At 68.0% G+C, this 24974-nt stretch carries 29 protein-coding genes; 10 read left to right on the forward strand and 19 right to left on the reverse strand.

Annotated features, from left to right (window positions below):
* Nucleotides 1-65 precede the first annotated feature (65 nt).
* From QE389_RS05235 to QE389_RS05255, 5 genes are read left to right on the forward strand one after another with little or no spacing between them, the layout of a single operon-like run.
* On the forward strand, nucleotides 66-1481 hold the full coding sequence (locus tag QE389_RS05235) for a peptidylprolyl isomerase (protein WP_307365137.1): 1416 nt from the start codon (nucleotides 66-68) through the stop codon (nucleotides 1479-1481).
* Nucleotides 1478-2482, forward strand: coding sequence for a 4-hydroxythreonine-4-phosphate dehydrogenase PdxA (gene pdxA, locus QE389_RS05240; protein WP_307365138.1), 1005 nt, complete (start codon nucleotides 1478-1480; stop codon nucleotides 2480-2482). Before QE389_RS05235 ends, pdxA begins: the two co-directional genes overlap by 4 nt.
* Before the next feature lie 9 nt (nucleotides 2483-2491).
* Entirely contained in the window at nucleotides 2492-3301 is an 810-nt protein-coding gene (gene rsmA, locus QE389_RS05245; RefSeq protein ID WP_307365140.1) for a 16S rRNA (adenine(1518)-N(6)/adenine(1519)-N(6))-dimethyltransferase RsmA, read from the forward strand.
* A gap of 3 nt (nucleotides 3302-3304) precedes the next feature.
* Nucleotides 3305-3769, forward strand: coding sequence for a hypothetical protein (locus tag QE389_RS05250; protein ID WP_307365142.1), 465 nt, complete (start codon nucleotides 3305-3307; stop codon nucleotides 3767-3769).
* A gap of 4 nt (nucleotides 3770-3773) precedes the next feature.
* The gene (locus QE389_RS05255; protein WP_307365144.1) at nucleotides 3774-4925 is read left to right on the forward strand and encodes a pyridoxal phosphate-dependent aminotransferase; all 1152 of its coding nucleotides are present in this window, start codon (nucleotides 3774-3776) and stop codon (nucleotides 4923-4925) included.
* Here the strand turns inward: QE389_RS05255 and QE389_RS05260 are convergent.
* The 9 genes from QE389_RS05260 to fabD form a co-directional block, all read right to left on the reverse strand.
* Complete coding sequence (locus QE389_RS05260; protein WP_307365146.1) at nucleotides 4895-6643, reverse strand: ATP-binding protein; 1749 nt, start codon at nucleotides 6641-6643, stop codon at nucleotides 4895-4897. The two genes, QE389_RS05255 and QE389_RS05260, sit on opposite strands and share 31 nt — an antisense overlap.
* Nucleotides 6644-6722: 79 nt before the next feature.
* A complete protein-coding gene (gene gmk / locus QE389_RS05265) occupies nucleotides 6723-7364 on the reverse strand; it encodes a guanylate kinase (RefSeq protein WP_307365148.1) in 642 nt (213 codons plus the stop codon).
* Nucleotides 7354-8253 carry a YicC/YloC family endoribonuclease gene (locus QE389_RS05270; RefSeq protein ID WP_307365150.1) on the reverse strand — a complete coding sequence of 300 codons (900 nt, stop codon included), beginning with the start codon at nucleotides 8251-8253 and terminating at the stop codon, nucleotides 7354-7356. The genes gmk and QE389_RS05270 overlap by 11 nt, the downstream gene beginning before the upstream one ends.
* Before the next feature lie 10 nt (nucleotides 8254-8263).
* Nucleotides 8264-9424, reverse strand: a complete 1161-nt coding sequence (gene mltG / locus QE389_RS05275; protein WP_307365152.1) for an endolytic transglycosylase MltG — start codon at nucleotides 9422-9424, stop codon at nucleotides 8264-8266.
* A 1-nt stretch (nucleotide 9425) separates the two neighbouring features.
* Nucleotides 9426-10697 (reverse strand): beta-ketoacyl-ACP synthase II, encoded by a 1272-nt coding sequence (gene fabF, locus QE389_RS05280; RefSeq protein WP_307365154.1) that lies wholly within the window; start codon nucleotides 10695-10697, stop codon nucleotides 9426-9428.
* A 153-nt stretch (nucleotides 10698-10850) separates the two neighbouring features.
* A complete protein-coding gene (locus QE389_RS05285; protein ID WP_008264317.1) occupies nucleotides 10851-11090 on the reverse strand; it encodes an acyl carrier protein in 240 nt (79 codons plus the stop codon).
* A gap of 172 nt (nucleotides 11091-11262) precedes the next feature.
* Nucleotides 11263-12003: a 3-oxoacyl-[acyl-carrier-protein] reductase gene (fabG, locus tag QE389_RS05290; protein WP_307365155.1), complete on the reverse strand. Its 741-nt coding sequence runs from the start codon at nucleotides 12001-12003 to the stop codon at nucleotides 11263-11265.
* Entirely contained in the window at nucleotides 12003-12605 is a 603-nt protein-coding gene (locus QE389_RS05295; RefSeq protein ID WP_307365156.1) for a rhomboid family intramembrane serine protease, read from the reverse strand. The genes fabG and QE389_RS05295 overlap by 1 nt, the downstream gene beginning before the upstream one ends.
* Before the next feature lie 4 nt (nucleotides 12606-12609).
* The gene (gene fabD / locus QE389_RS05300; protein ID WP_307365159.1) at nucleotides 12610-13557 is read right to left on the reverse strand and encodes an ACP S-malonyltransferase; all 948 of its coding nucleotides are present in this window, start codon (nucleotides 13555-13557) and stop codon (nucleotides 12610-12612) included.
* Between the two features lie 132 nt (nucleotides 13558-13689).
* Between fabD and mutL the strand changes: the two genes are divergently transcribed.
* Complete coding sequence (gene mutL / locus QE389_RS05305; RefSeq protein ID WP_307368930.1) at nucleotides 13690-15576, forward strand: DNA mismatch repair endonuclease MutL; 1887 nt, start codon at nucleotides 13690-13692, stop codon at nucleotides 15574-15576.
* 38 nt (nucleotides 15577-15614) lie between these two features.
* Here the strand turns inward: mutL and QE389_RS05310 are convergent, their stop codons facing one another.
* The 3 genes from QE389_RS05310 to QE389_RS05320 are packed head-to-tail and all read right to left on the reverse strand — an operon-like array spanning nucleotide 15615 to nucleotide 17129.
* Nucleotides 15615-16064, reverse strand: coding sequence for a hypothetical protein (locus tag QE389_RS05310; RefSeq protein WP_307365160.1), 450 nt, complete (start codon nucleotides 16062-16064; stop codon nucleotides 15615-15617).
* 3 nt (nucleotides 16065-16067) lie between these two features.
* The gene (locus tag QE389_RS05315) at nucleotides 16068-16385 is read right to left on the reverse strand and encodes an STAS-like domain-containing protein (RefSeq protein WP_307365162.1); all 318 of its coding nucleotides are present in this window, start codon (nucleotides 16383-16385) and stop codon (nucleotides 16068-16070) included.
* Between the two features lie 18 nt (nucleotides 16386-16403).
* Nucleotides 16404-17129, reverse strand: coding sequence for a hypothetical protein (locus QE389_RS05320; RefSeq protein WP_307365163.1), 726 nt, complete (start codon nucleotides 17127-17129; stop codon nucleotides 16404-16406).
* Nucleotides 17130-17561: 432 nt separating this feature from the next.
* Between QE389_RS05320 and QE389_RS05325 the strand changes: the two genes are divergently transcribed.
* Nucleotides 17562-18083: a low molecular weight protein-tyrosine-phosphatase gene (locus QE389_RS05325; protein ID WP_307365165.1), complete on the forward strand. Its 522-nt coding sequence runs from the start codon at nucleotides 17562-17564 to the stop codon at nucleotides 18081-18083.
* A complete protein-coding gene (locus QE389_RS05330; protein ID WP_307365167.1) occupies nucleotides 18058-18510 on the forward strand; it encodes a hypothetical protein in 453 nt (150 codons plus the stop codon). Before QE389_RS05325 ends, QE389_RS05330 begins: the two co-directional genes overlap by 26 nt.
* A gap of 69 nt (nucleotides 18511-18579) precedes the next feature.
* Here the strand turns inward: QE389_RS05330 and rsmD are convergent, their stop codons facing one another.
* The 4 genes from rsmD to QE389_RS05350 are packed head-to-tail and all read right to left on the reverse strand — an operon-like array spanning nucleotide 18580 to nucleotide 21746.
* Nucleotides 18580-19155: a 16S rRNA (guanine(966)-N(2))-methyltransferase RsmD gene (gene rsmD / locus QE389_RS05335; protein ID WP_307365169.1), complete on the reverse strand. Its 576-nt coding sequence runs from the start codon at nucleotides 19153-19155 to the stop codon at nucleotides 18580-18582.
* Nucleotides 19155-19796 (reverse strand): TMEM175 family protein, encoded by a 642-nt coding sequence (locus QE389_RS05340; RefSeq protein WP_307365171.1) that lies wholly within the window; start codon nucleotides 19794-19796, stop codon nucleotides 19155-19157. The genes rsmD and QE389_RS05340 overlap by 1 nt, the downstream gene beginning before the upstream one ends.
* Nucleotides 19797-19827: 31 nt before the next feature.
* Nucleotides 19828-20238 (reverse strand): GFA family protein, encoded by a 411-nt coding sequence (locus tag QE389_RS05345; protein ID WP_307365172.1) that lies wholly within the window; start codon nucleotides 20236-20238, stop codon nucleotides 19828-19830.
* A 23-nt stretch (nucleotides 20239-20261) separates the two neighbouring features.
* Nucleotides 20262-21746, reverse strand: coding sequence for a pseudouridine synthase (locus tag QE389_RS05350; RefSeq protein WP_307365174.1), 1485 nt, complete (start codon nucleotides 21744-21746; stop codon nucleotides 20262-20264).
* Nucleotides 21747-21758: 12 nt separating this feature from the next.
* Here QE389_RS05350 and tadA point away from each other — a divergent pair, with 12 nt between their 5' ends.
* Entirely contained in the window at nucleotides 21759-22217 is a 459-nt protein-coding gene (gene tadA / locus QE389_RS05355) for a tRNA adenosine(34) deaminase TadA (RefSeq protein ID WP_307365175.1), read from the forward strand.
* A 38-nt stretch (nucleotides 22218-22255) separates the two neighbouring features.
* Complete coding sequence (locus QE389_RS05360; RefSeq protein WP_307365177.1) at nucleotides 22256-22681, forward strand: MliC family protein; 426 nt, start codon at nucleotides 22256-22258, stop codon at nucleotides 22679-22681.
* Here the strand turns inward: QE389_RS05360 and QE389_RS05365 are convergent.
* The 3 genes from QE389_RS05365 to QE389_RS05375 are packed head-to-tail and all read right to left on the reverse strand — an operon-like array spanning nucleotide 22678 to nucleotide 24934.
* Entirely contained in the window at nucleotides 22678-23265 is a 588-nt protein-coding gene (locus tag QE389_RS05365; RefSeq protein ID WP_307365179.1) for a GNAT family N-acetyltransferase, read from the reverse strand. The two genes, QE389_RS05360 and QE389_RS05365, sit on opposite strands and share 4 nt — an antisense overlap.
* Nucleotides 23265-24371 (reverse strand): 3-dehydroquinate synthase, encoded by a 1107-nt coding sequence (gene aroB / locus QE389_RS05370; protein ID WP_307365181.1) that lies wholly within the window; start codon nucleotides 24369-24371, stop codon nucleotides 23265-23267. The genes QE389_RS05365 and aroB overlap by 1 nt, the downstream gene beginning before the upstream one ends.
* A complete protein-coding gene (locus tag QE389_RS05375; RefSeq protein ID WP_307365183.1) occupies nucleotides 24368-24934 on the reverse strand; it encodes a shikimate kinase in 567 nt (188 codons plus the stop codon). The genes aroB and QE389_RS05375 overlap by 4 nt, the downstream gene beginning before the upstream one ends.
* Nucleotides 24935-24974: the final 40 nt, after the last annotated feature.

The following is a 24974-nucleotide window of genomic DNA, read 5'->3' on the forward strand; positions in this document are numbered from 1 at the left end:
GCTTGACGGGGCGCGACCGCCCGCCGACCTGGCCGGCGGACCGCTGTGAGGAATCAGGACGACCGATGGGTTTGATGCGTTATTCGACGGGGGCTGCGCTCGCGGCGCTCCTCCTCGCCGGTTCGGCCTATGGGCAGACGGCCCAAGCTAAGGCGTCTGCAGCCCAGACGTCTGTGGCCCAGACGTCCGCTCGCCCGGCCGCTCAGCCTTCGCTGCAAGGCCCCGCCGCCGGCGCGCCGAATCCAGCGGCCGGCGACACACCGGCCCGTCCGGCCGCCGCACAGCCCCAGTTCCAGCTGGCAGACGGCATCGTCGCCACCGTCAATGACAAGATCATCACCGGCTTCGACCTGCGCCAGCGCATGCTGATGCTGATCGCCTCGTCGCAGATCCAGCCGACCGAGGAAAACCTGCCCGCCATCCAGCAGGCAGCCCTGAACGCCCTGATCGAGGATCGCCTCAAGAATCAGGAACTGTCCAAGTTCGCCGACCAGCTGAAGGTGACGGACCAGGAAGTGGACGAGGAAATCGCCCAGATGGCCCGCCAGGCCGGCGCCACGCCCCAGGCTTACATTCAGTTCCTCGAGCAGGGCGGCATCCGGCCCGAGACCTTCCGCGAGAACCTGCGCACCGAGATCGGCTGGAGCCGGTTGACCGGCGGCCGTTTCGGCTCGCGCGCGCGGCCCAGCCCGCTTCAGGTCGAGCAGGAACTGCGTCGCCTGAACGCCGCCGCCGCCCAGCCGCAATATCTGATCGGCGAAATCTACATCGACGCCGCCCGCGTGGGCGGCCAGCAGGCGGCCCTGAACGGCGCCCGCCAACTGGTGCAGCAGATCATCCAGGGCGCGCCCTTCCAGGCCGTGGCCCAGCAGTTCTCGGCCGCCCCCTCCGCCTCGGCCCGCGTACCCGGCGACGCCGGCTGGGTGGTCAAGGGCTCGGTCCAGCCCGCCCTTCAGGCCGTCTTCGACCAGCTCCAGCCCGGCCAGCTGTCCAACCCCATCGCCGTCGATGGCGGGGTTTACATCATCTATATGCGCGACAAGCGCGACGGCGCCGCCACCAGCCTGGTTTCGATGAAACAGGCCATGGTCGAACTGCCCGAAACCGCCAGCGAGGCCGAGGTCGCCGCCGCGACCGCCAAGCTGGAGACCCTGCGTCAGGGCCTGACCTGCGACAACATCATGTCCCAGTCGCGCGCCACCGCCGGCGTCACCTATGCGGACCTGGGCGAATCCGACGTCCAGAACCTGGCGCCCCAGTTCCAGCAGTTCGCCCGCACCGGAGAAGTCGGCGCCGTCAGCAGCCCGATCCGCACGCCGCTGGGCCTGCATCTGGTCGCGGTTTGCGGCCGTCGCGTCGGCGGGCCGGACGTCCCCACCCATCAGCAGGTCGAGAACCGTCTGCGCTCCCAGAACCTTCAGGTCCTGGACCGTCGCTATCTGCGCGACCTGCGCAGCGACGCCCTGATCGAGGTCAAGTGACCGTTGCGGCCGCGCCTCTGGTCCTGACGCTGGGCGAACCCGCCGGCGTCGGGCCCGAGATCACGGCCGCCGCCTGGACCGCCCTCAAGGACCATTCTCCGCCCTTCGCCGTCATCGGCGACGCGGCCCTGCTGCGCGCCCAGGGCGTTCCTGTGGTGGAGGTCGACAGCCCGCTGGACGCCGCCGACCGTTTCGCCCGCGTCCTGCCGGTGATCCATCGCCCCTTGCCCGCCCCGGTCGGGGCGGGCCGTCCCGATCCGGCCAACGCCCCCGCCGTCGCCGACGGGATAGAGGAAGCGATCGGCTTCGCCCTGTCGGGCCAGGCGTCGGGCGTCGTCACGGCCCCCATCGCCAAGGCGCCCATGTACGCCTCGGGCTTCCGCTTCCCCGGCCATACGGAGTTCATCGCCGAGCTGACCGCCGACGCGCCCTATGCCGGGACGCGCGGTCCGGTGATGATGCTGACCGCGCGGGACCTGCGCGCCTGCCTCGTCACCATCCACGTCGCCCTGGACCAGGTGCCCGAGCTTGTCACGGCCGAGCGCGTGGCCCGCACCGCGCGCGTCGTCCACGAAAGCCTCAGGCGCGACTTCGCCATCGCCCGCCCGCGCCTGGCCATGGCCGCCCTGAACCCCCACGCGGGCGAAGGCGGCGCCCTGGGCCTGCAGGAGATCGAGACCCTGATCCCGGTCGCGCAGCAGCTTCGCGGCGAAGGGATCGACATCACCGACCCCCGCCCCGCCGACACCCTGTTCCACGACGAAGCCCGCGCGACCTATGACGCGGCGATCTGCATGTATCACGATCAGGCCCTGATCCCGGTCAAGACGCTGGACTTCTGGGCCGGGGTCAACGTCTCCCTGGGCTTGCCCGTCATCCGCACTTCGCCCGACCACGGCACCGGCTTTGACATCGCCGGCAAGGGCGTTGCGCGTCCCGACAGTCTGATCGCCGCCATCCGTCTGGCATCGGAGATGGCGGCGGCCCGCGCCGCGCGCTAACAGACGGTCGTGACCGACCTTCCCTCCCTCCGCGAAACCCTCGACGCCCACGGCCTGTCGGCGAAAAAGAGCTTCGGCCAGCATTTCCTGCTGGACCTGAACGTGACCCGCAAGATCGTGCGCCTGGCCGGTCCGTTCGACGGCCGCGCGGTGATCGAGGTCGGCCCCGGCCCCGGCGGCCTGACCCGCGCCCTGCTGGAATCCGACGCCGGCCCCGTGGTCCTGGTCGAAAAGGATCCGCGCTTCGTCCCTCTGTTGTCCGAACTGGACGACGGCTCGGGTCGCCTGGCGATCATCCAGGCCGATGCGCTGAAGGTGAAGGAGGCCGATCTGGTCTCCGGCCCCGCCCATCTGGTCTCCAACCTGCCCTACAATGTCGGCACGCCCCTGCTGATCAAATGGCTGACCGGTCCCTGGTCGCCCCACAGCCTGACCCTGATGTTCCAGAAGGAGGTGGCCGAACGGGTCGCCGCCGCGCCGGGCGAGGACGCCTACGGCCGTCTGGCCGTCATTTCCCAGGCCGTCTGCACCGCCCGCATCGTCATGCACCTGCCCGCCGCCGCCTTCACCCCGCCGCCCAAGGTGGCCTCCGCCGTCGTCCGCCTGGACCCGCTGCCCGAACGCCCCGCGCCCGATCGTCTGAAGAAGCTGGAGCGCGTCACCGCCGCCGCCTTCGGCCAGCGCCGCAAGATGCTGCGCTCCAGCCTGAAGCAACTGGGCGGCGCCGCCCTGTGCGAGGCCGCCGGCATCGAACCCGACGCCCGCGCCGAAACCATCGACGTGACGGGCTTCCTGCGCCTGGCGGACGCGCTAGCATAGACCATGGATAAAGTCGGCAAGAAGGGCCAAGGCGCAACGCTGCGAACTCGCCGTCATCGCTGGCCCAGAATCATCTTCTGCATCGTGATGTCTGTCAGTCTGCTCGCTCAGTTTGTTCTGGAAGCATTCAGCAGGGCTATGGGGTTATCCTGCAATGTTTTGGCCGTCATGAACGACACACCGTGGTTCGTCTGCGCGTCGAGCATCATCCTTCTGTTTTCCACAATCTATTGGGGAACAAGCGTTGCGCTTAGGGCCATAAGCTATGCCTGCGGTTTGCACATCATCAACGCCGGCTTGATCAACATTGTGGTTCATGGCTCGTGGGGATGCATTCTCGGCGAGAATCCTAGCTGGATTGACGTCCATCCTACGCCGACAGGCTGGATGACAATGATCTTCGGCATTCTGTTCATGAGCATGACTTGGTTCCTTTCCTCGCTGGCTCAACGCCTTGAACGCAAGTGATCTAATGACCGTCGAACCCTTCCGCGCCATCTCCGTCAGCCGCCTTGCCCACCAGCTGAAGGCGGAAGGCCGGTCGATCATCCATATGGAGTTCGGCCAGCCCTCGACCGGCGCGCCCGCCGCCGCCATCGCCCGCGCCCATCGGGTGCTGGATCAGGACGCCATGGGCTATTGGGAAAGCCCAGATCTGCGCGCCCGCATCGCGCGCCTGTATGACGACCGCTATGGCGTCGCGGTGGACCCCGAGCGGATCGTCCTGACCAACGGCGCCTCCCCGGCGCTGGTCCTGGCCCTGACGACGCGGTTCCGGCCCGGCGATCGCATCGCCCTGGCCCGTCCCGGCTATGTCGCCTATCGCAACACCCTGCGCGCCCTGCATCTGGAGCCGGTGGAGATCGCCTGCGGGCCGGAAACCCGGTTCCAGCTGACGGCGGCGCAACTGGCCGCCCTGGACCCGGCCCCTGCCGGCGTCATCATCGCCAGCCCCGCCAATCCGACCGGGACCATCATCCCGGCCCCGGAACTGGCCGCCATCGCCGACGTGTGCCGCGACCGGGGCGTCGCCATCGTCTCGGACGAAATCTACCACGGCCTCAGCTACGTCGGCCCCACCCCGTCCATGCTGCAGTTCGCGCCCGACGCGGCCGTGATCAACAGCTTCTCCAAATACTGGAGCATGGCGGGCTGGCGTCTGGGCTGGCTGGTCGCGCCCCAGGACCGCATCGCCGCCGCCCGCGCCCACATCGGCAATCTGTTTCTGACCCCGCCCAGTCTCAGCCAGCACGCGGGCCTGGTGGCCATGGACGCGACGCAGGAGTTGGAAGGCCACGTCCGGACCTACGCCCGCAATCGCGACCTGATGCTTCAGGCCCTGCCCGCCCTGGGCCTCAGGAAGATCGCCCCGCCCGACGGCGCCTTCTACATCTGGGCCGACATCGGCCACCTGACCGACGACAGCCTGGCCTTCTGCGAACAGCTTCTGCGCGACACGGGCGTCGCCACCGCGCCCGGCGTCGACTTCGACCCGGTCGAGGGCCGTCGTTTCATCCGTTTCAGCTTCGCCGTCTCCACGGCCGAGATCGAGGAGGCCCTGGCGCGTCTGGCGCCCTGGTTCGCGCTCAGAACTCAGGCCGCATCGACCCGAGCCCCGGCGTAGGTCGCGCGGTTCAGCGCCTCGTACAGCTTCTTGGGCTCCAACGGCTTGGCCAGCCAGTCGGTCATGCCGGCCGCATAGCAGGCGGCGACCTGTTCCGCCTCCGTGCCGGCGCTGAAGCCGATGACCGGCGCATCCGCGTTCAAACCGCCCGAAGCCCGCAGGCGGCGCGTCGTCTCGTTGCCGTCGATGCCGGGCATGTTGACGTCCATCAGCACCACGTCGAACGGCCGGTCTTCCAGCAACAGCAGGGCCACATGTCCGTCCGAGGCCGTGGTCAGGTCCACGTCCAGCGGCTGCAGCACCAGGGCGATGGTCCGACGGTTGATCTCGTGGTCGTCGACGGCCAGCACTCTGATCCGACGGGTCAGGATCGGGGCGTTGATCGCCGCCTGATCCTCGGCTTCAGTCGGCTGTCCCTCGGGCAGGTCGACGCACAGGGTGAAGGCCGCCCCCCGACCCGGCTTGCTGTCCACAGTCAGATCGCCGCCCATCAACCGCGCCAACTCCCGGCTGACAGTCAGGCCCAGGCCCGTCCCGCCATAGGTGCGCGCCACCTCGGCCGAGCCCTGGGCGAAGGGGGTGAACAGGCGACGCATGGCCTCGGGCGCGATGCCCGGTCCCTGGTCGATCACCGTCAGTGTCAGGCGGCGCAGTTCACCGTGCGGATCCGCCCCGGCGACGATCCGGATCGTCCCTTCGGGCGTGAACTTGATGGCGTTGGAGATCAGATTGTTGACGATCTGGCGCAGGCGATAAGGATCGCCTTTCAGCCAGACGGGCCGGTCGCCGCCGACCAGATCCAGCGTCAGTCCCTTCTCCGTCGCCGGCGCGGTCCAGAACCGCGCCGTGTCGCGCATCAGTTCGTCCAGTTCGAAATCGCGGGCCTCCAGCGCCATGGCCCCCGCCTCCATCTTGGAGTGATCCAGCAGGTCGTTCAGCATACCGGTCATCAGACGCCCGGCGTCCACGATCAGGTCGGCGGTTTCCTCGCGCTTGCGGGGTTCGCTCTCGGCGCGGATCAGATGCGCTCCGGCCAGGATGGCGCTGACGGGGGTGCGCAGTTCATGGCTGACGATGGCGGCCATGGCGGCGCGGTCGGCCATGGCGGTCTGGGCCTGCTCCAGCCGCCGCTCGGCCTCGGCGCGGGCGAGGATCTCGGCCTGGCGCATCTTGTGGACGCGGAAATAGACGTTCAGCATCGTGCCGACGAACAGCAGGCTGGACAGGCTCATGACCACCAGGCCGCTGGCGTCGCCCTGCACCGTCTTGATCAGGGGCATCAGCGCCAGAGCCGCCAGATAGGGACCGCCGCCGATGAAGAACAGCGCGCGGGATTCGATGCCCGAGGCCACATTGGTCAACAGGCCCCCGGCCACGATCAGGGCGGAGAGGGTCACGAGCGCGGGATGGTTGGTGGACCAGATCACCAGCGCCGCCCCCGCATAGGTCGCCCCCATGAGGGCGGTGGATATCAAGGCCGCGATCGCGCGGCGGCGGCCCGGCGCGCCGTCCGCGCGCCGAAACGGTCCCATCGCCAGAAGCTCGACCGCCTGAACCAGCAGCGCCCAGGCGATCCAGGCCAGCAGAAGCCCGTCCATGCCGGACGAATAGAGAACCCAGCCGATCAACCCGGCCAGCAGCATGCGCACCGGTGTCTGCTTGATCCGCTCGTTCGCGCTGATGGCCAGCATCGGCGCGATCTCGTCCCAGAACCGCATGGGGCCTCCCTTTCGGCGTCACCCTAGCGGAAAGAGCGCGAACAGGACGTAAACCCCCCGCCGCGACGCCCCCGGAGCCTCAGACCGCTTCGCGCAGCAAGGCGGTCTTGTAGTTTTCGACCCACAGATTGCGGAACCGGCGTGAGCGTTCGGCGTGATAGATGTGCGCCAGTTCGGCGTAGGATCGGTCGAAATCCTCATTGACCAGAACGTAGTCGAAAGCGTCGCAGTGTTCGATCTCGCCCTTGGCGTTGGCCACGCGACGTTCGATCACGTCCTCGGCGTCCTGCGACCGCGTCACCAGGCGGCGACGCAGCTCTTCAAGACTGGGCGGCAGGATGAAGACCCGCACCGCGTCGTGGGGGCATTTTTCGGCCACGTCGCGCGCGCCCTGCCAGTCGATGTCGAACAGGACGTCGCGCCCCTCGGCCAGGGCCCGGTCCACGGGCGAACGCGGGCTGCCGTAGCGGTTGCCGTGCACATCGGCCCATTCCAGGAAGGCGTCGGCGTCGATCAGCCGCTGGAACGCCTCCTGGCTGACGAAATTGTAGTCGCGCCCGTCCACCTCGCCCGGCCGGATGCCGCGCGTGGTCATGGAGACCGACAGCTCCAGCCCCTTGTGATCCGCCATCAGTCGTCGGCACAGCGAGGTCTTGCCGGCCCCAGAGGGGCTGGCGACGATCAGGAGGACGCCGCGGCGCGGCGTGCGTTCATTCGACATTCTGAACCTGCTCACGCAACTGTTCGATGACGGCCTTGAGCTCCAGGCCGATTCCGGTGAGCGCGGTCGTAGCCGATTTCGAGCAGAGGGTGTTCGCCTCTCTCATGAATTCCTGCATCAGGAAGTCGAGTTTCCGCCCGGCTGGCGCCGAGGCCACAAGTCGGCGCGCCGCTTCGACATGGGCGGTCAGTCGGTCCAGTTCCTCGCGCACGTCCGCCTTGGTCGCCAGCGCCGCCGCCTCCAGCACTATCCGCTCGTCGAGGCCCGGCGCGCCGGTCGTCCCCAGGTTGGGGGCCAGTTCCGTAATGCGGCGCGTGAACCGCTCGCGGATCGTTTCGACCTGCCCCTCGGCCTCGCTCTCGGCCTCGGCGACCAAGGCTTCGATCCGGCCGATGAACTCTTCCAGCACGGGCAAAAGCTGCGCGCCCTCGGCCTCGCGCGAGGTCTTCAGGGCGTCCAGCGCCGCCTCCAGCGTCGTCAGCATGGCGGCTTCCAGCGCGGCGCGCGCCTCGGGATCGTTTTCCTCTTCCGGTGCCTCGATCACGCCGCGCAGGGCCAGTAGGCCGTCGGCGCTGGGGGGCGTCGCCCCGTCCTCGGCCAGTTGATTGGCCAAGGCCAGATACCGCTTCAGGACGTCCTGATTGACGACCACGGCCGCCTGGCCGCCCTCGATCCGCCGCGCGTGAAGGCCGACGCTGACCTGGCCCCGCGCGAACCGCGCCTGACCCGCCGCCTTGACCGCCCGCTCCAGGGCGTCGAACCCGTTCGGCCCGCGGAATCGGACCTCCAGATTGCGTCCGTTGACCGAGCGCGCCTCGACCGCCCAGGTCCACCCCTGGCCCGCGCCCTCGGCCCGGCCGAACCCCGTCATGCCCGACAGCCGGCTCATCGCGCGCCCCTCATCGCACACCCTGTCTGGCGCCGGGCGGCAGGGTCAGCACCGCCTGGCCGCCCGGCGCCAGGGGCTGGTCGGCGGGGGCGGTCATGGGCGCGGCGCTGGCGCCCGGCGTCGCCGGAACCGGAGCCTCGGGCGGTAGGCCGGCCTTCTGGCGCTCGATGGCGCGCCAGCGCCCGACATTCTGCTGATGCTGCTCGTAGGTGGCGGCGAAGGCGTGGCCGCCGGTTCCGTCGGCGACGAAGAACAGGGCCGGATCGGCCGGCGGGTTCAGCACCGCCTTCAATGCCGCCTCGCCGGGATTGGCGATGGGCGTCGGCGGCAAGCCGTTGATCTGATAGGTGTTCCAGAGCGTTTGCTCTAGCAGCTCAGAGCGCCGGATGCCCCGGCCCAGCGGCCGCCCCTTGGTCAAGCCATAGACGATGGTGGGGTCGCTCTCCAGCCGCATCCCCGCCCGCAGCCGATTGGAGAAGACCGCCGCCACCCGCGGCCGTTCCGCCGCGAGCCCCGTCTCCTTTTCGACGATGGAGGCCAGGATCACCGCCTCCTCCGGGCTGCGCGCCACCGTGCCCGGCCCGCGCTGGACCCACAGCCGGCGCAGGTTCTCGCTGGCCGCCCGCTGCATCCGCTCGATCACCGACTGCCGGGTCTCGCCCCGCACCACCTCATAGGTGTCGGGCCACAGGCTGCCCTCGTCGGGCGTCTGATCGACGGCGCCGGTCAGGACCGTCTGCTTGTTCAGAATGTCCACCGCCTGAAGCGACGACCACCCCTCGGGCAGGGTCACGAAATGGCGCACCACCCGCCCCTCGACCAGCAGGTTCAGCACCCCGGCCAGAGAGGCGCCGGACGGCACCTCGTACTCTCCGGCCCGCAGCTTGCGATCCGCCCCCGTCAGGCTGGCGGCCGCGCGGAACAGATCGACCGACCGAATCACTCCGGCCGCCTTCAACTGGGCGCCGATGGCCGAGACGCCCGATCCGCTGGCCAGGGTCACGACCGTCCTGTCACCCTGACGCGCCGACGGTCCCGGTCCGAAATAGACCACCCAGACCGACACCAGGGCGACCAGCAGGAACAGGCCGAAGGTGGCCGAAGCCGTCACCAGCGAGACCGTGAATCCCGACTTGCCACTGCGTTTCTCGACCCGTTCCCGTCCGAACACCTCAGCCGACCTTCTTGAAGATCACCGAGGCGTTGGTGCCCCCAAAGCCGAAGCTGTTGGACATGGCCACATCGATCTTCATCGGCTTGGCCTTGTTGGGGACCAAGTCTATCGGCGTCTCCATCTCGGGGTCGTTCAGATTGATGGTCGGCGGCGCGATCTGGTCGCGGATGGCCAGGACCGAGAAAATGCTTTCAATGGCGCCGGCGGCCCCCAGCAGATGGCCCGTCATCGACTTGGTCGAGGACACCGCCACGTTCGCGGCGTGATCGCCGACCAGCCGCTCCACCGCCTTCAGCTCGATCCAGTCGGCCATGGTCGAGGTGCCGTGGGCGTTGACATAGTCCAGGTCCGACGGCTGCAGCCCGGCCCGCTTCAGCGCCGCCTTCATGGCCCGCAGGCCGCCGTCGCCGTCCTCGGACGGGGCGGTGATGTGATAGGCGTCGCCGCTCATGCCGTAACCCACGACCTCGGCGTAGATCTTGGCCCCGCGCGCCTTGGCGTGTTCGTATTCCTCCAGCACCATGATGCCTGCGCCCTCGCCCATGACGAAGCCGGCATGGCCCCGGTCATAGGGGCGCGACGCCGTCTCGGGCGTGTCGTTATAGGCGGTGCACAGCGCCTTGCAGGCCAGGAAGCCGGCGATGCCGATCGGCACCACGGAGCTTTCGGCCCCGCCCGCCACCATCACCTCGGCGTCGCCCAGGGCGATCATCCGGGCCGCGTCGCCGATGGCGTGGGCGCCCGTGGCGCAGGCGGTCACGACCGAATGGTTCGGCCCCTTCAGGCCGTGGCGGATCGAAATCTGCCCCGACGCCAGGTTGATCAGGGCCGAGGGGATGAAGAAGGGGCTGACCCGCCGCACGCCCTGTTCCTTCAGGACGATGGCGGTGTCGGCGATGGGGCCCAGGCCGCCGATGCCCGAACCGACCATCACCCCGGTCGCCTCGCGGTCCTCTTCGGTCTCGGGTTTCCAGTTCGCATCGGCCAGGGCCTCGTCCGCCGCCGCGATGGCGTACAGGATGAAGTCGTCGACGCGCTTCCTGTCCTTGGCCGACATGATCTGGTCGGGATCGAAGTCGCCCGGCCCGCCGCCGCCGCGCCCATCGACGCTGGGCACCTCGCCAGCGATGGTGCAGCCATAGCCTTCGGTGTCGAAGGCGGTGATGGGGCCGATGCCCGACCGCCCCTCGACGATGCCCTTCCAGCTCTTGTCCACCCCCCAGCCCAAGGGTGTCAGCAGACCGAGGCCCGTTACGACGACGCGACGCATGGCGCCTGCTCCTTCAGATCCAAACCTTCCCTGACGGAATCACATGCGGATTCGTCCGGGTCGGAAACAGTAAAGGCCGCCGAACGTCTCCGCTAGGAGCGCCAGGCGGCCCTTTGAACCGTCAGCCTGTTCGGCCGATATCGGCGACTGAAATCAGCCGGCCGACTTCTCGTCGATGAACTTGACGGCGTCGCCGACCGTCTGGATGTGCTCGGCGGCGTCATCCGGGATTTCGATGTCGAATTCTTCTTCGAAGGCCATCACCAGCTCGACGTTGTCGAGCGAGTCGGCGCCCAGGTCGTCGATGAAGCTGGCCTTTTCCGTGACCTTGTCCGGATCGGCGTCCAGGTGGTCGATGACGATCTTGCGAACGCGCTCGAGGGTGTCGGACATGAGTGTCTCTCTGCCTGTTTAAAATCGCCGTAGAGGCGGGGTAGCTTCTGAAATCGCCGTCTCACGGCAGCGCGGACGACGCAAGCCCGAAAAGCCCTCGCCGTCCATGCGTTCCCGCCCTTTAGCACAGCCTTTAGGGCAGGAAATAGCCTGTTGCGCGACGTGATCGCGATCAGATCATCGCCATGCCGCCGTTCACATGCAGGGTCTGGCCCGTCACATAGGCGGCTTCGTCCGAGGACAGATAGACGGCGGCGGCGGCGATCTCGTCGCCCGTGCCCAGCCGTCCGGCGGGAATCCTGGTCAGGATGGTCTCGCGCTGCTGGTCGTTCAGCACATCCGTCATCGGCGAGGCGATGAAGCCCGGCGCGATGCAGTTGACCGTGATCCCCCGCGACCCGACCTCCTGGGCCAGCGACTTGGAAAAGCCGATCATCCCGGCCTTGGACGCCGAATAGTTGGTCTGGCCCGGATTGCCGGTCACGCCGACCACCGAGGTCACGCCGATGATTCGCCCCGACCGGCGCTTCATCATCCCCTTCACCGCCGCGCGGGTCAGGCGGAAATAGCTTTCCAGATTGATCTGCAGGACGGACTGGAAGTCCTCGTCCTTCATCCGCATCAGCAGGCCGTCCTTGGTGACGCCCGCGTTGGCGATGAGGACATCCAGCGGGGCGCCCGCCGCCGCCTCGGCCGCCGCGACCAGATTGTCGACCGATTCCGGGTCCGACAGGTTCGCCGTGGCGAAATGCGCGCGCGCTCCCAGTTCCTTGGCCAGATCAGAAAGCACCGCCTCGCGCGTGCCCGACAGCACCACGGTCGCCCCCTGCGCATGCAGCGCCCGCGCGATCGCCCCGCCGATGCCGCCCGTCGCGCCCGTCACCAGCGCGGTCTTGCCTGCGAGATTGAACATCATGTCCTCCTAAGCACCGCCCATCCCGGGCGACGCCTTTCCAACAATAAAAAAATGCCGCCAGCGATCAAACCGATGACGAACGGCACGAAATGTCCGGGCTTTACGCCCGCGTGGGCGCTGACGAACACGTCCAGCCCGATACTGACCGCTACTCCGACCACAGCCGAGCACCAGCCGACGCTCTTGCGGTCCAAAACCAGCAACCCAGTTCCGCACAGAGCCAGGTAGGCCTGTGACGCACCGGAAATATAGGAGTCTGGCTGAGCCAGCGCCGCGAGCAGTTGCCCACAAGCGCCCCCTAGCAACCCCAGGGTCATAACCAGCCACCATGCCAGCCGCCGTGTCAGGGCCGCTCCGACCAGACTAATGACCGCGACGTTGAACAGCATGTGCGCAAACTTCACATGCAGCCACTGCGATGCCAGCAGTTTCCAGCTGTCGGCCAGCGTCAGTGTCCGCCCCTCAAACGCGCCATAGGCGGTAAGGGCGATGGAATGCTGACGCATCCACAGCGGTTGACCCAGATCGACGGCGACAGCGATCCAGACCAGGACGATGCTTGCCGCCCACGCCCAGACGATCGCGGAGACGCGCGTCACGGGCTCAGACCATCGACTTGGCGAAGGCTTCAAGATCTTCCGGCGTGTTCAGCGCTACGCCTTCGGCGTCAGGCGCGATCCGCTTGGCCATGCCGGTCAGCACCTTGCCGGAGCCGACCTCGATGAAACGGGTCACGCCGCCTTCACCCGCCATCCATTCCATGCTTTCGCGCCAGCGCACGCGGCCCGTGACCTGTTCGACCAGCAGGCGGCGGATGACCTCCGGATCGCTCTCGGGGCGCGCCAGCACATTGGCCACCACCGGCACGATCGGGGCGGCGATCTTCGCTTCACCGAGAGCCGCCGCCATCTCATCGGCGGCAGGCTGCATCAGCGGACAGTGGAACGGCGCCGAGACGTTCAGCGGGATCGCCCGCGCGCCCAGTTCCTTGGCTTTCTCGATGGCGCGCTCCACCGCCGCCTTCTCACCCGAGATGACGATGTTGCCCGCATTATTGTCATTGGCCACCACGCAGACGCCCAGTTCAGCGCCCGCCGCCGCAGCCGCCTCGGCCAGGGTCAGGTCGGTCTTGGGGCCGATCAACGAGGCCATAGCGCCCTGCCCCACCGGCACGGCCCGCTGCATGGCCTGACCGCGCAGCTTCAACAGGCGTGCGGTATCCGACAGGCTGATCGCGTCCGCCGCCGCCAGGGCCGAATACTCACCCAGCGAATGCCCGGCGACATAGGCCGCCTTGGCCACGTCGAAGCCGAACTCGACCTTCAGCGCCCGCACCACCGCCATCGACACCGCCATCAGGGCCGGCTGGGCGTTCTCGGTCAGGGTCAGCTGGTCCTCGGGCCCTTCGCGCATCAGCAGCGACAGCTTCTGCCCCAGGGCCTCGTCCACCTCGGCGAAGACGTCGCGGGCGGACCGGAAGGCGTCGGCCAGCGGCGCGCCCATGCCGACGGCCTGGCTGCCCTGTCCCGGAAACAGAAGTGCGAGGGTCATCGACCGCTCCCTGAATCATTGATCAAGGCGCGGAGCCCTAATCCCTGACTTCCGCAAGGGCAAGCGTCGGCGAATGCCCGGCCCGGATGCACCGTGGCGCGAATCCCCCTCGCGCCCTATCTTCGCCTGCTCATGCCCATCCGCCGCCTCCCGCCCGAGACCGTCAACCGCATCGCCGCCGGCGAGGTGGTCGAACGCCCGGCCAGCGCCATCAAGGAGCTGGTCGAGAACGCCCTGGACGCGGGCGGCCGCAACATCGAGATCCAGGCCGACGGCGGGGGCCTGTCGCGCATCCTGATCGCCGACGACGGCAAGGGCATTCCGAAGGACGAACTGCCCCTGGCCGTCGAACGCCACGCCACGTCCAAGCTGGAGCCGGACGACGCCGGGGACGTGGACCTGCTGCGCATCCACACCCTGGGCTTCCGGGGCGAGGCCCTGCCCTCCATCGGTTCGGTCGCCCGCCTGTCGATCACGACCCGATCCCGCGACGAGACCGACGCCTGGTCCATTCAGGTCGAGGGCGGCGAGACCCGCCCCCTGGCCCCCGCCCCCTTCCCCGGCCCGCACGGCGCGCGGGTCGAGGTGCGCGACCTCTTCTACGCCACCCCCGCCCGGCTCAAGTTCATGAAGTCCGAACGGGCCGAGGCCATGGCCATCTCCGAAGAGATCAAGCGCCAGGCCATGGCGCACGAGGCCGTCGCCTTCACCCTGTCGCTGGACGGCAAGGTGGCGCTGCGCCTGCCCGCCGAACACCCCGGCGACGAGGGCCGCCTGCGCCGCCTGGCCGCCCTTTTGGGCCGCGACTTCGAGGCCAACGCCCTGTTGATCGATCAGGAGCGGGACGGCGTGCGCCTGTCGGGCTATGCGGGCCTGCCCACCTATTCGCGCGGCAATGCGGCGCATCAGTATCTGTTCGTCAACGGCCGCCCGGTGAAGGATCGGCTGCTGCAAGGGGCCCTGCGGGGCGCCTACGCCGACTTCCTGGCGCGCGACCGGCACCCGGCCGCCGCCCTCTTCCTCGACATCGATCCCCTCTATGTCGACGTCAACGTCCACCCCGCCAAGGCCGAGGTCCGGTTCCGCGATCCGGCCCTGGTGCGCGGCCTGATCGTCGGCGCCCTGAGGCACGCCCTCCACGCCGCCGGCCACCGCGCCTCCACCACCGTCGCCGCCGACGCCTTGAGCGGATTCAGGCCGCACACGGGCGTGACGCAGAGTGGCGAGTGGCGAGGGGCGAGTGGCGAGGGCTGGTCCGGCTGGACCGGCTGGGACGCTCCGGCTTCCCAGACCGCCCAGGTCCTTCCCGGCCTCAACGAACGCAGCGCCCGCGTCGAGCCGTCATGGGACAGCCCCTCGTGGCCGTCGCAACCCGCTCAAGCCAGCGACCTCGCCACTCGCCACTCGCCACTCGCCACTCAACCGCAAGACCCCCTCGACTACCCCTTGGGCGCGGCGCGGGGTCAACTCCACGCCAACTACATCGTCGCCCAGACCCGCGACGGCCTGGTCATCGTCGATCAGCACGCGGCGCACGAGCGGCTGGTCTATGAGCGGATGAAGGCCCAGATGGCGCAAGGGGCCGTGACCCGCCAGACCCTGCTGACGCCCGAGGTTGTCGATCTGGACCCTGCCGAGGCCGAGCGCGTCGCCGGGCGGGCCGAGGAACTGGCCGAGATGGGCCTGATCGTCGAGGCCTTCGGCGCCGGCGCCGTCCTGGTGCGCGAGACCCCGGCCATGCTGGGCGATACGGACGTTCAGGGCCTGATCCGCGACATCGCCGACGATCTGTCGGAACACGGCCAGGCCCTGTCGCTCAAGGAACGTCTCGCCGCCATCTGCGGGACCATGGCCTGCCACGGCAGCGTCCGCTCAGGCCGCGTCCTCTCGGCGCCGGAGATGAACGCCCTGCTCCGCCAGATGGAAGCCACCCCCCACAGCGGCCAATGCAACCACGGCCGCCCCACCTATGTGGAGCTGAAGCTGCACGATCTGGAGAAGCTGTTCGGGCGGCGGTGAGAAGTGGCATCTCGTCAGCAGCACCGCAGGTTGAGCCACTAAGCGTCGCCTCTAAGAAATGCGAAAGCCTTTGCCGTTTTCGAGGAACGACGCAGTTGGCTACGTAGTCGTGCTATTGCCGCCTCGATATCTCGCTCAATATCGTCAGTCAGTGGAACTGCATCCTCAGCTTTCGCCAACAAACCATCCAGCAAGACCAGTTGAGCCTTACACGATTTATAGGCTTCACCATCGATCACTTTTCGGCGGATATTTTGGCCGAGGCGACGACGCTTACTGACCAACCGCCGCAATGCAGAGCTACGATCAGCGATATCAGCGGGCATCTCAAAGATTTCAAAAAGCTCGTCTTCGACGGTATCTAGACGGACAAATTCCGCTTCTAAAGAAGCAACGCCCGCTTTTAAGCGCTCAATAGCTACTGCACCTAGTACGCCGCCAACAAGGCCCAAGGACGCGCTTAAAAGTGCTTCTGCGGGCGTTGCCACTACCTATGCTGCCTTCGCATCTCGAATGTATCCGAAGATCGTATCTACAAACGATGGATCTCGATCCGACTTAATTTGAAGGCGACTGGACAAATCTTTTGCAGCAAATCCTATGCGCACAAGGCCGCCAAAAGCTTCTTCCAAGAAAGAGGGCGAAAGCCCCCGGGCTCCGTCCAAATCAACTTCTACCATTTCCCCATCTTTTAAGGCGGGGGCGAGCCATTCGTCGCGGAAGCGTTGCCCGTTCCACTCCCCATGAGACGGATAGCGTCCAAAAGGGAAAGGATTGAAATCGGTCGCCAAGCGAATTGTCTTGGTCATTGCTGCCAACATCTCAACTCAAGCCTCGAATGCCTGCGCCTGTAGACGCCACACAATCAGCGTCCCCGGAAAATTGAACCCAAGAGAACTACAGTGTTCTTTGTCGCCCTCATTTGCGGCGGGAGTGCGATAGCCATAGACCGCATCGCCTGAAAAAATGTTTATGAAGCCCGCCGAAAAGCGATCAATTAGCGCGATCATATTGTTGAGGCCTTTGCCACGCTCGTCCAACCCGCTCACGCTACGGCGTTGATGTATCGTAGCCAAAAGAATTTGCGAGTCAGTTGGCTTCAAATTGATTTGCCGCCAACCGCGATCCTGCATCATCGCCTTGATAAGGCCCGTCAGAGAGTCGCCAAGATTCTGGGGTGCCGTCGTAGGGATTCCCGCCCCATGGTCCAACGCAACAAATGTGGCGCTTCTGGTCGTAAGCAAACCAGCAACCCACCATCGTTCAGACGCATTTGGTGGCGCATTCATGCCGTAAGCCCAGGAAAGAACGTTGTCAGCTGCCTCATTGAGCGCTGCGTGAACTCGGTCTGCAAGGGTTTCGCCCGCATCCAGTCGCTCAGCGAGACGCGCCACCTCAAAAGTTCTTTCACCGGGCGACGGGTCGCCTTTCATGCCCGAAGTGACCTTCATTACCTGTTCGACGATTTCGTCTGGGACATCGTCTCCAGCACGGGCGTCATCAGCAACTCCAAACACCTTGAGCGCAAACCGAGCGGAGCCGTTGCGAGGCATCCTCACGTCAATTTGCAACTTTCTCCCCAGCTGGCACCTTTGGATGGCTGCCGCTAGCATAACACAAGCAGTTAGATCGATATACTTGGTGTCATGGAGATCGAGCAGAACAGCATCTACGCAGTCAGCCGTTGAATCGGCGAAATGTTTCAGAAATTCTAGTGCGCTTCGAAGTTCTCGAGGATTTCCAGCAGAAAGTCGATTAGGACCTCTAAAGAATAAATGATGCGGATAACGGAGCCTTAGCGCCGACTGCTCTTTAGCGCGCCCCCTTGCACGGCGCTTTTGCCGCTTGCTAAAAGTCACAATCGCCCACCCCGCCTTACTACTTCTTATTCATTTCAGATCGTTCTCGACTGACTTGCATCAAAAGCATCTTATTCGACAAGCATTTTTGTGTCCCGACTACGCGATGATAAAGCATCCCGCGCCATGCCCTCCATCCTCTTCGTCTGCCTCGGCAACATCTGTCGCTCGCCCCTCGCCGAGGCCGCCCTGCGCGCCGAGGCGGAGCGGCTCCGGCTCGACCTGATCGTCGATTCCGCCGGGACCGGGGACTGGCATGCGGGCGAGGCGCCGGACCCCAGGGCGCAGGCGACGGCGCGGCGGCATGGGGTCGAGATTTCCGGGTTGAAGGCGCGGCAGGTGACGCAGGCGGACTTTCGCCGCTTCACCCATGTCATCGCCCTGGACCACGAGAACCTGAAAAACCTGCGCCGTCTGCGGCCCGCCGATGCGACCGCCGAGCTCAGCCTGCTGCTCGACCACGTCCCCGGCCGTGAGGGCCAGGCCGTCGCCGACCCCTATTTCGGCGACGACGACGGTTTCGAAATCACCTGGGCCGAGGTGACGGCGGCGGCGCGCGGCCTGGTCGCCAAACTCCGACCCACGTCCGCATCTGACGTAGCGCCGGTCTATGGCTGCGGTCATGACCGAGCCCTATCGCATCCGTGAAGCCGCCATCTGGGCCCAGGCCCGCGCCGACTATCTGTCGGGCCTCAGCGCCGAGGCCGTGTGTCGTCGCCACGACCTGGGCCTGTCCGCCTTTCGCCGCCGCGCCCGGAAATACGGCTGGCGGCGCAGCGATCAGGTCGAACCGCCGCCCGGCGAGCTCGACCTGAACCTCTATTCCGACATCGAAATGGACGACCTGGCCGCCACGGCGCGCCTACGCCTCGCCGAGGCGGTGGAGAACGGGCGCGCCACCGAGGCCCAGCGTTGGCGCCGCCTGGCCGCCGACCTGACCCGTCAGGCCCGCACCTTCGACGAGGAATTCTTCCAGGGCATGAGCCGCGAGGAAATCCTCGCCTCCCTGGAGACGATGCGGCGCGAAATCGCCGAAGAAGACGAAGCCCTCTTGGGACCGCCGCCCGAGGACTGAGCGGTTGCGACCCGCTCGCAAAAATCTGCACGAAAGTGCACTAAAAAAATCGGAGTGCACTTTATCCGCTCAGGCGGCGGAAGCCGTCGCCTTCAGGAACAGCACCCTGGCTGCCCCATAGTCGCGCGCGTCCAGCCGCTGATAGCCGGGGGTGTCGATCTCCGGCTCGTCCGACCCGCGCTCGAACACCACCAGGGCGCCGGGCTTGAGCCAGCTTCCCTCGATCAACCGCCCCAGCGTCTGCTCCCCCAGCCCCTTGCCATAGGGCGGGTCCAGGAAGGCCAGGTCGAACGCCTCGGCGATGGGGCCGGGCCGCACGCCCAGGTCCGTCGCGCTCCTGCGATGCACCCGCGTGCGTCCCATCAACCCATAGGCGTCGGCGTTCTCGCGGATGGCGCCGCGCGCCCCGTCGTCCGTCTCGACGAACAGGCAGAAGCCGGCCCCCCGGCTGACCGCCTCGAACCCCAGGGCGCCCGATCCGGCGTACAGGTCGATGACCCGCAAGCCTTGCAGGCTCTCGCCCCAGGCGGCGTGTTCCAGCACATTGAACACAGCCTGGCGCGCCCGGTCGGAGGTCGGGCGCGTGCCCTGCCCCTCCGGCGCGACGATGGCCCGGCCCTTCAGGCTTCCGGCGACGATCCGCATCAGGCCGTTCCGCCAAAGCGGCGTCCGACCCAGACCCGGCCGGCGATCAGCAGCGCCAGCGCCAGCGCCGTCGCGGCCGCCAGCAGCCCCACGCCCCGCGCCATCAGAAAGAAGCTCAGCGCGCAGGCCAGCCCCGGCATCAGGGCATGGGTCACGACCACCGTGGCGCTGACGGCCCGGTGCGGTCGCGGCCGGATCGCATCGGCTGCAAAGGCGGCCCAGCCATAGGCGCCGGCGTGCATCACGCCGACCGCCGCGACCAGGCTCAGATAGATCCACGCCCCCTCGCCATTGCGCGGCTGCTCGTACAACAGGGTCGTGGCGAACGGCATCAGCACCACCCCGGCCAGGGCCAGCATGTTGAAGATCATGACCCCGTTGCTGAAGCCGGTCATGCGGGCGAACACCCGCCGGTGCGTGTTCCAGAACACGCCTATGATGGCGAAGCTCAGCGCAAAGGCCGTGAACATCGGCCACCGCTCGGCCCACAGCGTCGCCCAGCGCCCGTCCCAGCCCTCCGGAACGTGCAGTTCGATGGCCAGCAGGGTGATGGCGATGGCGAACACCCCGTCCGAGAACAGCAGCAGACGGTCCAGGCCGTGATCCTTGTGCGCAACCGCGTCCGTCGTCTGGTTCGTCATGTCCTCATCCCCCATCAAACCGCGCCGTCGCTCAGGCCCCGGACGGCGCGAACCGGGCGTACAGTTCGTCCGTGGTCAGGCGTGGCCGATCCCCGGCCAGGGCATAGGTCGCGGGCTTGCTTTCGATACAGAACTCGTCTTCCAGGGCGAAGGCCGTCGGATCGTCGAACGCCTGGGCCGAAACCATCGTGACGGCCCCGTCGTTGGAGCGCCAGAACAGCCCCGTTCCGCAAGCCGGACAGAACTGCCGCACGGCCCATTCCGAAGAGGCGAAGGTCGCCACCTCGCCCGTGACCCGCACGCTGTCGCCGCAGTCTACGCTGAACAGCACCCCGCCCGACAGACGCCGGCAGGTGGCGCAATGGCAGGCGTGCATCCCGCCCTTGGGCGCGGCGGTGAAGGTCACGCCTCCGCAAAGGCATCGGCCGGTCGAAGTCGTCATCGCTCAGTCCCTTGCGGCGGTCTTCAGCGCGGCGAACGGGGCTTGCCGCCTGGGCCGCGTCCGCTGGTTCCCGATGGGCCGGCGGGCTTGCCGCTGCGGGGCCCATCGCTGCGAGAACCGTCGCTGCGAGGCTTGAAGTCGCGGCCGCCGGTCCTGGGGCCTGGCTTGTCGCCCGTCTTGAAGCCCGCCTTGAAGCCCGGCTTGGCCCCCTGCCGCCCGCCGGCGGGCTTCCTGCGGTCGTCGATGAACTGGTCGTCGCGGGGCTTGAAGGGGCGCCGGGGCCGGTCGTCGTCCGCCCGTGCAGGCCGCTCGCCCTCGGGCGCGGTGCGTTCGCGCGGCTTGAAGCTCTTCGAGTGTTCGAACTTGGGCTTGGCCTTGGCCCAGCCGTCCTTCTTGGGCGCCCGCTCGCGTCGTTCGACCGCCTCCGCCTGGGCCGTCTCGGCGGCGCGGACGCGGCTGGGCTTCCTCGACGGGTCCGACAGGGCCGAGCCCGAACGCCCCTTGACGATGGGCGTCGAGACCCGACGGCCGGGAATGGGCGCGGGCGTCTCGACCGTATTGCCGGTCGGCAGGTTCTCGGGCCGGATGTGGTCGGCCAGCAGTTCGCGGATCACGCGCGGCCCCACCTCCTCCACCGCTCCCACCGGCAGCACGTCCAGGCGGAACGGCCCATAGGCCAGGCGGATCAGGCGATTGACCGTCAGGCCGACCGATTCCAGCACCTTCCTGACCTCGCGGTTCTTGCCCTCGGTGATCGAGACCGAGATCCACAGGTTCGCCGGCGCCTTGCCGTCCTCGGACTTGGACTCCTTGGCCTTGTCCAGCTTGGCCTCGATGGGGCCATAGGAGACGCCGTCCACGACCACGCCGTCCTTCAGCGCGTCCAGCTGCTCCTGGGTGATCTTGCCCCGCGCCCGCGCCCGGTACTGACGCACCAGCGAAGTCGAGGGCAGTTCCAGCGCCCGGCTCAGTTCGCCGTCGTTGGTCAGCAGCAGCAACCCTTCGGTCGCAAGGTCCAGCCGTCCGACCGAGATCACGCGCGGCAGACCGGCCGGCAGGGCGTCGAACACCGTCGGCCGCCCGGTCGGATCGCTGTGGCTGGTCAACAGGCCGGCGGGCTTGTGATAGCGCCAGACCCGTGTGGCCTGGGCCGCGCCGATGGGCTTGCCGTCCACGGTGATCACGTCGTCGCGCGTCACCAGGGTCGCGGGCGTGTCCAGGATCCGGCCGTTGACCGCCACCTTGCCCAGGCCGATCAGCCGCTCGACCTCGCGGCGCGAGGCGATGCCGGCGCGAGCCATGGCCTTGGCGATTCGCTCGCTACGGACCGGGGCGGCGTCGGCCTTGGCCGGCTTGGCGTCCCGGCCGCCCGCGCGGGGGGCCTTGGCGTTGAATGGGGCCTTCCCGTCGCCGCTCTTGCGGGGACCGGAGGATTTGAAGGGCCGGGGCGTCCGTTCGTCTTGACGGGCGCGGGGCTTCTTGTCGTTGTCGTTCGTATGGCGGACCATGATGAGCGGTTCATGCGCATGGCGCTGGACCAAGCGCAAGCGGCGGCGGACGCAGGAGAGGTGCCGGTGGGCGCAATTCTGGTCGATCCCGCGACGAATGCGGTGATTTCGACCGGGGCGAACGGGCCGATCGGCGCCCACGACCCCACGGCCCATGCCGAAATCGTGGCCATGCGGCGCGCCGCCCAGGCGCTGGACAACTATCGGCTGACCGGCCTGACCCTCTATGTGACGCTGGAGCCCTGCGCCATGTGCGCCGGCGCCGTCAGCCACGCCCGCATCGGTCGCGTCGTCTGGGCCGCCGACGATCCCAAGGGCGGCGCCGTTCTCCACGGCCCCCGCCTGTTCGAACAGCCCACCTGCCACTGGCGCCCGGCGACCGATTCTGGCCTTCTGGCCGAAGAGGCGTCCGCCCTGCTCAGGACCTTCTTCCGGCAACGGAGGGGAACGGCGGCGGGCGGCGCACGTTAGACGGCCGCGCCAAGCGGCGCCGTGGGAGGAAATACGCCTTGTTCAAGCCGGGTCTGCCGCCGTCACTCGTCCTCAGCGGCGCCGCCGCTGTCCTGGTCCTGGCCGCCTGCGGTCCCGATCCCGACAAGGCCCCCCGCACCGGCGACGAGGTCAAGGAACGCGCCATCGAGGCCCAGACCGCCCGCCAGCGCACCGGCGCCGAGATCCAGGACCGCACCCTGAACCGCGTCGTCCACACCGTCTATCTGTGCGACAACGGCGAGCGGCTGTCGGTCGATTTCGACGACCCGCGCCAGATGGCGACGGTTCGCAACTCCTCGGGCGAGGCCGTTGATCTGTATCAGGAACGCGCCGCCGACGGCATCTGGTACCGGGCCTCCAACGTCGAACTGCGCGGCAAGGGCGTCCTGGCCACCTGGTCCGTCGAGGGCCGCCAGCCGACCCAATGCCGGGCTGTGGATTAGGCGAACGCCGCCAGCCGCCGATCCAGCCCCTCGCGCACCTCGGGCCAGTCGTCGTCTATGATGGCGAACATCGCCGTGTCGCGCGCTCGGCCGGTCCAGGTGGTCTTGTGCTTTCTCAGCACGCCTTCGGCCTTGGCGCCCAGCTTCAGGATCGCGGCCTGGCTCTGGGCGTTGACGGCGTCGGTGATGATCTCGACCCGCACAGCGCCGGCCTCAAAGGCGTGACCGAGCAACAGCCGCTTACAGGCCGGATTGATCGGCCCGCCCCGCGCCTCAGGCCGATAGAAGGTGGAGCCGATCTCGCAGCGGCGATAGGCGGGGTGGATTTCATACAGGCTGGTCGTGCCGACCACCGCCCCGTCAGATCGTCGGCGCACCGCATAGGCGATCCGCGTCCCCGCCCGCATCGCCGCCAGCGCCGCGTCCCACCAGCCGTCGAAATGCGCGCCATAGGCCGGCGCGACCATGATGTCCCAGGCGTCGGGGTCGCAATCCAGCGCCGCCCGCACCTCGGCTTTCAGCCCCTCGTCGAACGGCTCCAGCCGGACGAACCGATCCTCCAGCGGCGCGCAGGCGATCCGCATCACCCCGTCGCCCCTTCGGCGATCAGGAAGGCCCGGACCTTGGCCGCATCCACGCCCTTGGCGACGAAGGCCCGGCCGATTCCGTGCGCCAGGATCAGGGTCAGCGCCCCGCCCTCGGCCTTCTTGTCCCCCGCCATCAGGGCCAGCAGCCGGCCGGCGGCGAATGCTCCCGCCTGCTCCAGCCGTGTCGGCAGGCCCGCCGCCGCGACGACCGCCTCGACCCGCGCCACATCAGCGGCCGAACACAGACCCTGGGCTGCCGAATACCGGAACGCCATGCAGCACCCCAGCGCCACCGCCTCGCCATGCGCCAACGCCCCCTCGTCGAACCCGACCTCGGTCTCCACCGCATGGCCGAAGGTGTGGCCCAGGTTCAGCAGGGCGCGCCGCCCCGCCTCCTTCTCGTCCTCGCCGACCACCGCGCTCTTGATCTCGACCGAGCGGATCACCGCCCGTTCCAGCGCCGCCGGATCGCCCGTCGCTCCCACGGCGCCCTCGCCCGCCAACCAGTCGAAGAAGGCCGCGTCGCAGATCAGCCCGTGCTTCACAACCTCGGCCCAGCCGGACCGCACCTGCCGCTCCGGCAAGGTCGCCAGAACGTCGATGTCGGCCAGCACCAGACGCGGCTGATGAAAGGCGCCGACCAGGTTCTTGCCGCGCGGCGTGTCGATGGCCGTCTTGCCGCCGACGGAAGAGTCCACCTGGGCCAGGAGGGTCGTCGGAACCTGCACGAAGTCGATGCCCCGCATGTAGAGCGCCGCCGCCAGACCGGCCAGATCCCCCACCACGCCGCCGCCCAGGGCGATGACCACGTCCTTGCGGTCCAGGCCGATCTCCAGCAACCGGTCCAGCACCCGCTCCAACTGGGCAAAGGACTTGGACCCCTCTCCCGCCGGGACCGTGACCGTCTGGCTGGTCACGCCCGCCGCGCGCAGCGATGCGGTCAGGGCCGGGCCGTGCAGGGCGGCCACCGTCTCGTCGCTGACGATCACCGTCCGCCCCTTGGCCAGGGGCGCGACGCGCGCGCCGGCCTGGGCCAGCAGGCCGCGCCCGACCACGACCTCATAGTCGGCGAAGCCGCCGCCGCTGACAGGAATGGCGATCATGACTGGGTCTCCGTGCGCCGCCTCTGGCGCCAGTGTCGGCGCAGGCTCTTGTGAATGGCGTCCACCGCCTGACCGTGAGACCCCAGCCCCACGTCAACGACCACGTCGGCCTCGCCATAGATGGGATAGCGAACCTCGGCCAGGGCTGTCAGAACCTCCAGCGGATCCTTGTCCCGCAACAGGGGCCGGGTGTCGCGCCGCGCCACCCGTTCGGCGATCACCGCCAGGTCGGCTTTCAGCCAGACCGTGTCGGCCCGTTGCTTCAACAGGGCGCGGGTCTCGGGGTTCATCATCGCCCCGCCGCCGGTCGCCAGAACGATGGGCGGCCCCTCCAGCAGGCGCCGGATCACCCGGGCCTCTCCGGCCCGGAACTCGTCCTCGCCCAGGGCGGCGAAGATTTCGGACACCGTCATGCCCGCCGCCGATTCGATCTCCACGTCCCCGTCGGCGAACGGCAGCCGCAGCCGATTGGCCAGTCGCCGCCCCACCGACGATTTGCCCACGCCCATCAGGCCGACCAGGGCTATGGTGCGGGTCGGACCGGGATTCGCGCGCCGCCTCATCCGGCGGCTCCGGCGGAACGGCAGGCTTGGCGGATGGAAA

Source organism: Brevundimonas sp. SORGH_AS_0993, assembly GCF_030818545.1.
GTDB lineage: Bacteria > Pseudomonadota > Alphaproteobacteria > Caulobacterales > Caulobacteraceae > Brevundimonas.

Bases quoted from the DNA above. Each gene is read 5' to 3' on its own strand.
- QE389_RS05235 (WP_307365137.1), top strand. From the start codon at position 66: ATGGGTTTGATGCGTTATTCGACGGGGGCTGCGCTCGCGGCGCTCCTC.
- QE389_RS05250 (WP_307365142.1), top strand. From the start codon at position 3,305: ATGGATAAAGTCGGCAAGAAGGGCCAAGGCGCAACGCTGCGAACTCGC.
- QE389_RS05255 (WP_307365144.1), top strand. From the start codon at position 3,774: ATGACCGTCGAACCCTTCCGCGCCATCTCCGTCAGCCGCCTTGCCCAC.
- QE389_RS05260 (WP_307365146.1), bottom strand. From the start codon at position 6,643: ATGCGGTTCTGGGACGAGATCGCGCCGATGCTGGCCATCAGCGCGAAC.
- gmk (WP_307365148.1), bottom strand. From the start codon at position 7,364: ATGTCGAATGAACGCACGCCGCGCCGCGGCGTCCTCCTGATCGTCGCC.
- QE389_RS05270 (WP_307365150.1), bottom strand. From the start codon at position 8,253: ATGAGCCGGCTGTCGGGCATGACGGGGTTCGGCCGGGCCGAGGGCGCG.
- fabF (WP_307365154.1), bottom strand. From the start codon at position 10,697: ATGCGTCGCGTCGTCGTAACGGGCCTCGGTCTGCTGACACCCTTGGGC.
- QE389_RS05285 (WP_008264317.1), bottom strand. From the start codon at position 11,090: ATGTCCGACACCCTCGAGCGCGTTCGCAAGATCGTCATCGACCACCTG.
- fabG (WP_307365155.1), bottom strand. From the start codon at position 12,003: ATGTTCAATCTCGCAGGCAAGACCGCGCTGGTGACGGGCGCGACGGGC.
- fabD (WP_307365159.1), bottom strand. From the start codon at position 13,557: ATGACCCTCGCACTTCTGTTTCCGGGACAGGGCAGCCAGGCCGTCGGC.
- mutL (WP_307368930.1), top strand. From the start codon at position 13,690: ATGCCCATCCGCCGCCTCCCGCCCGAGACCGTCAACCGCATCGCCGCC.
- QE389_RS05315 (WP_307365162.1), bottom strand. From the start codon at position 16,385: ATGACCAAGACAATTCGCTTGGCGACCGATTTCAATCCTTTCCCTTTT.
- QE389_RS05320 (WP_307365163.1), bottom strand. From the start codon at position 17,129: ATGCCTCGCAACGGCTCCGCTCGGTTTGCGCTCAAGGTGTTTGGAGTT.
- QE389_RS05325 (WP_307365165.1), top strand. From the start codon at position 17,562: ATGCCCTCCATCCTCTTCGTCTGCCTCGGCAACATCTGTCGCTCGCCC.
- QE389_RS05330 (WP_307365167.1), top strand. From the start codon at position 18,058: ATGACCGAGCCCTATCGCATCCGTGAAGCCGCCATCTGGGCCCAGGCC.
- rsmD (WP_307365169.1), bottom strand. From the start codon at position 19,155: ATGCGGATCGTCGCCGGAAGCCTGAAGGGCCGGGCCATCGTCGCGCCG.
- QE389_RS05340 (WP_307365171.1), bottom strand. From the start codon at position 19,796: ATGACGAACCAGACGACGGACGCGGTTGCGCACAAGGATCACGGCCTG.
- QE389_RS05345 (WP_307365172.1), bottom strand. From the start codon at position 20,238: ATGACGACTTCGACCGGCCGATGCCTTTGCGGAGGCGTGACCTTCACC.
- QE389_RS05350 (WP_307365174.1), bottom strand. From the start codon at position 21,746: ATGGTCCGCCATACGAACGACAACGACAAGAAGCCCCGCGCCCGTCAA.
- tadA (WP_307365175.1), top strand. From the start codon at position 21,759: ATGCGCATGGCGCTGGACCAAGCGCAAGCGGCGGCGGACGCAGGAGAG.
- QE389_RS05365 (WP_307365179.1), bottom strand. From the start codon at position 23,265: ATGCGGATCGCCTGCGCGCCGCTGGAGGATCGGTTCGTCCGGCTGGAG.
- aroB (WP_307365181.1), bottom strand. From the start codon at position 24,371: ATGATCGCCATTCCTGTCAGCGGCGGCGGCTTCGCCGACTATGAGGTC.
- QE389_RS05375 (WP_307365183.1), bottom strand. From the start codon at position 24,934: ATGAGGCGGCGCGCGAATCCCGGTCCGACCCGCACCATAGCCCTGGTC.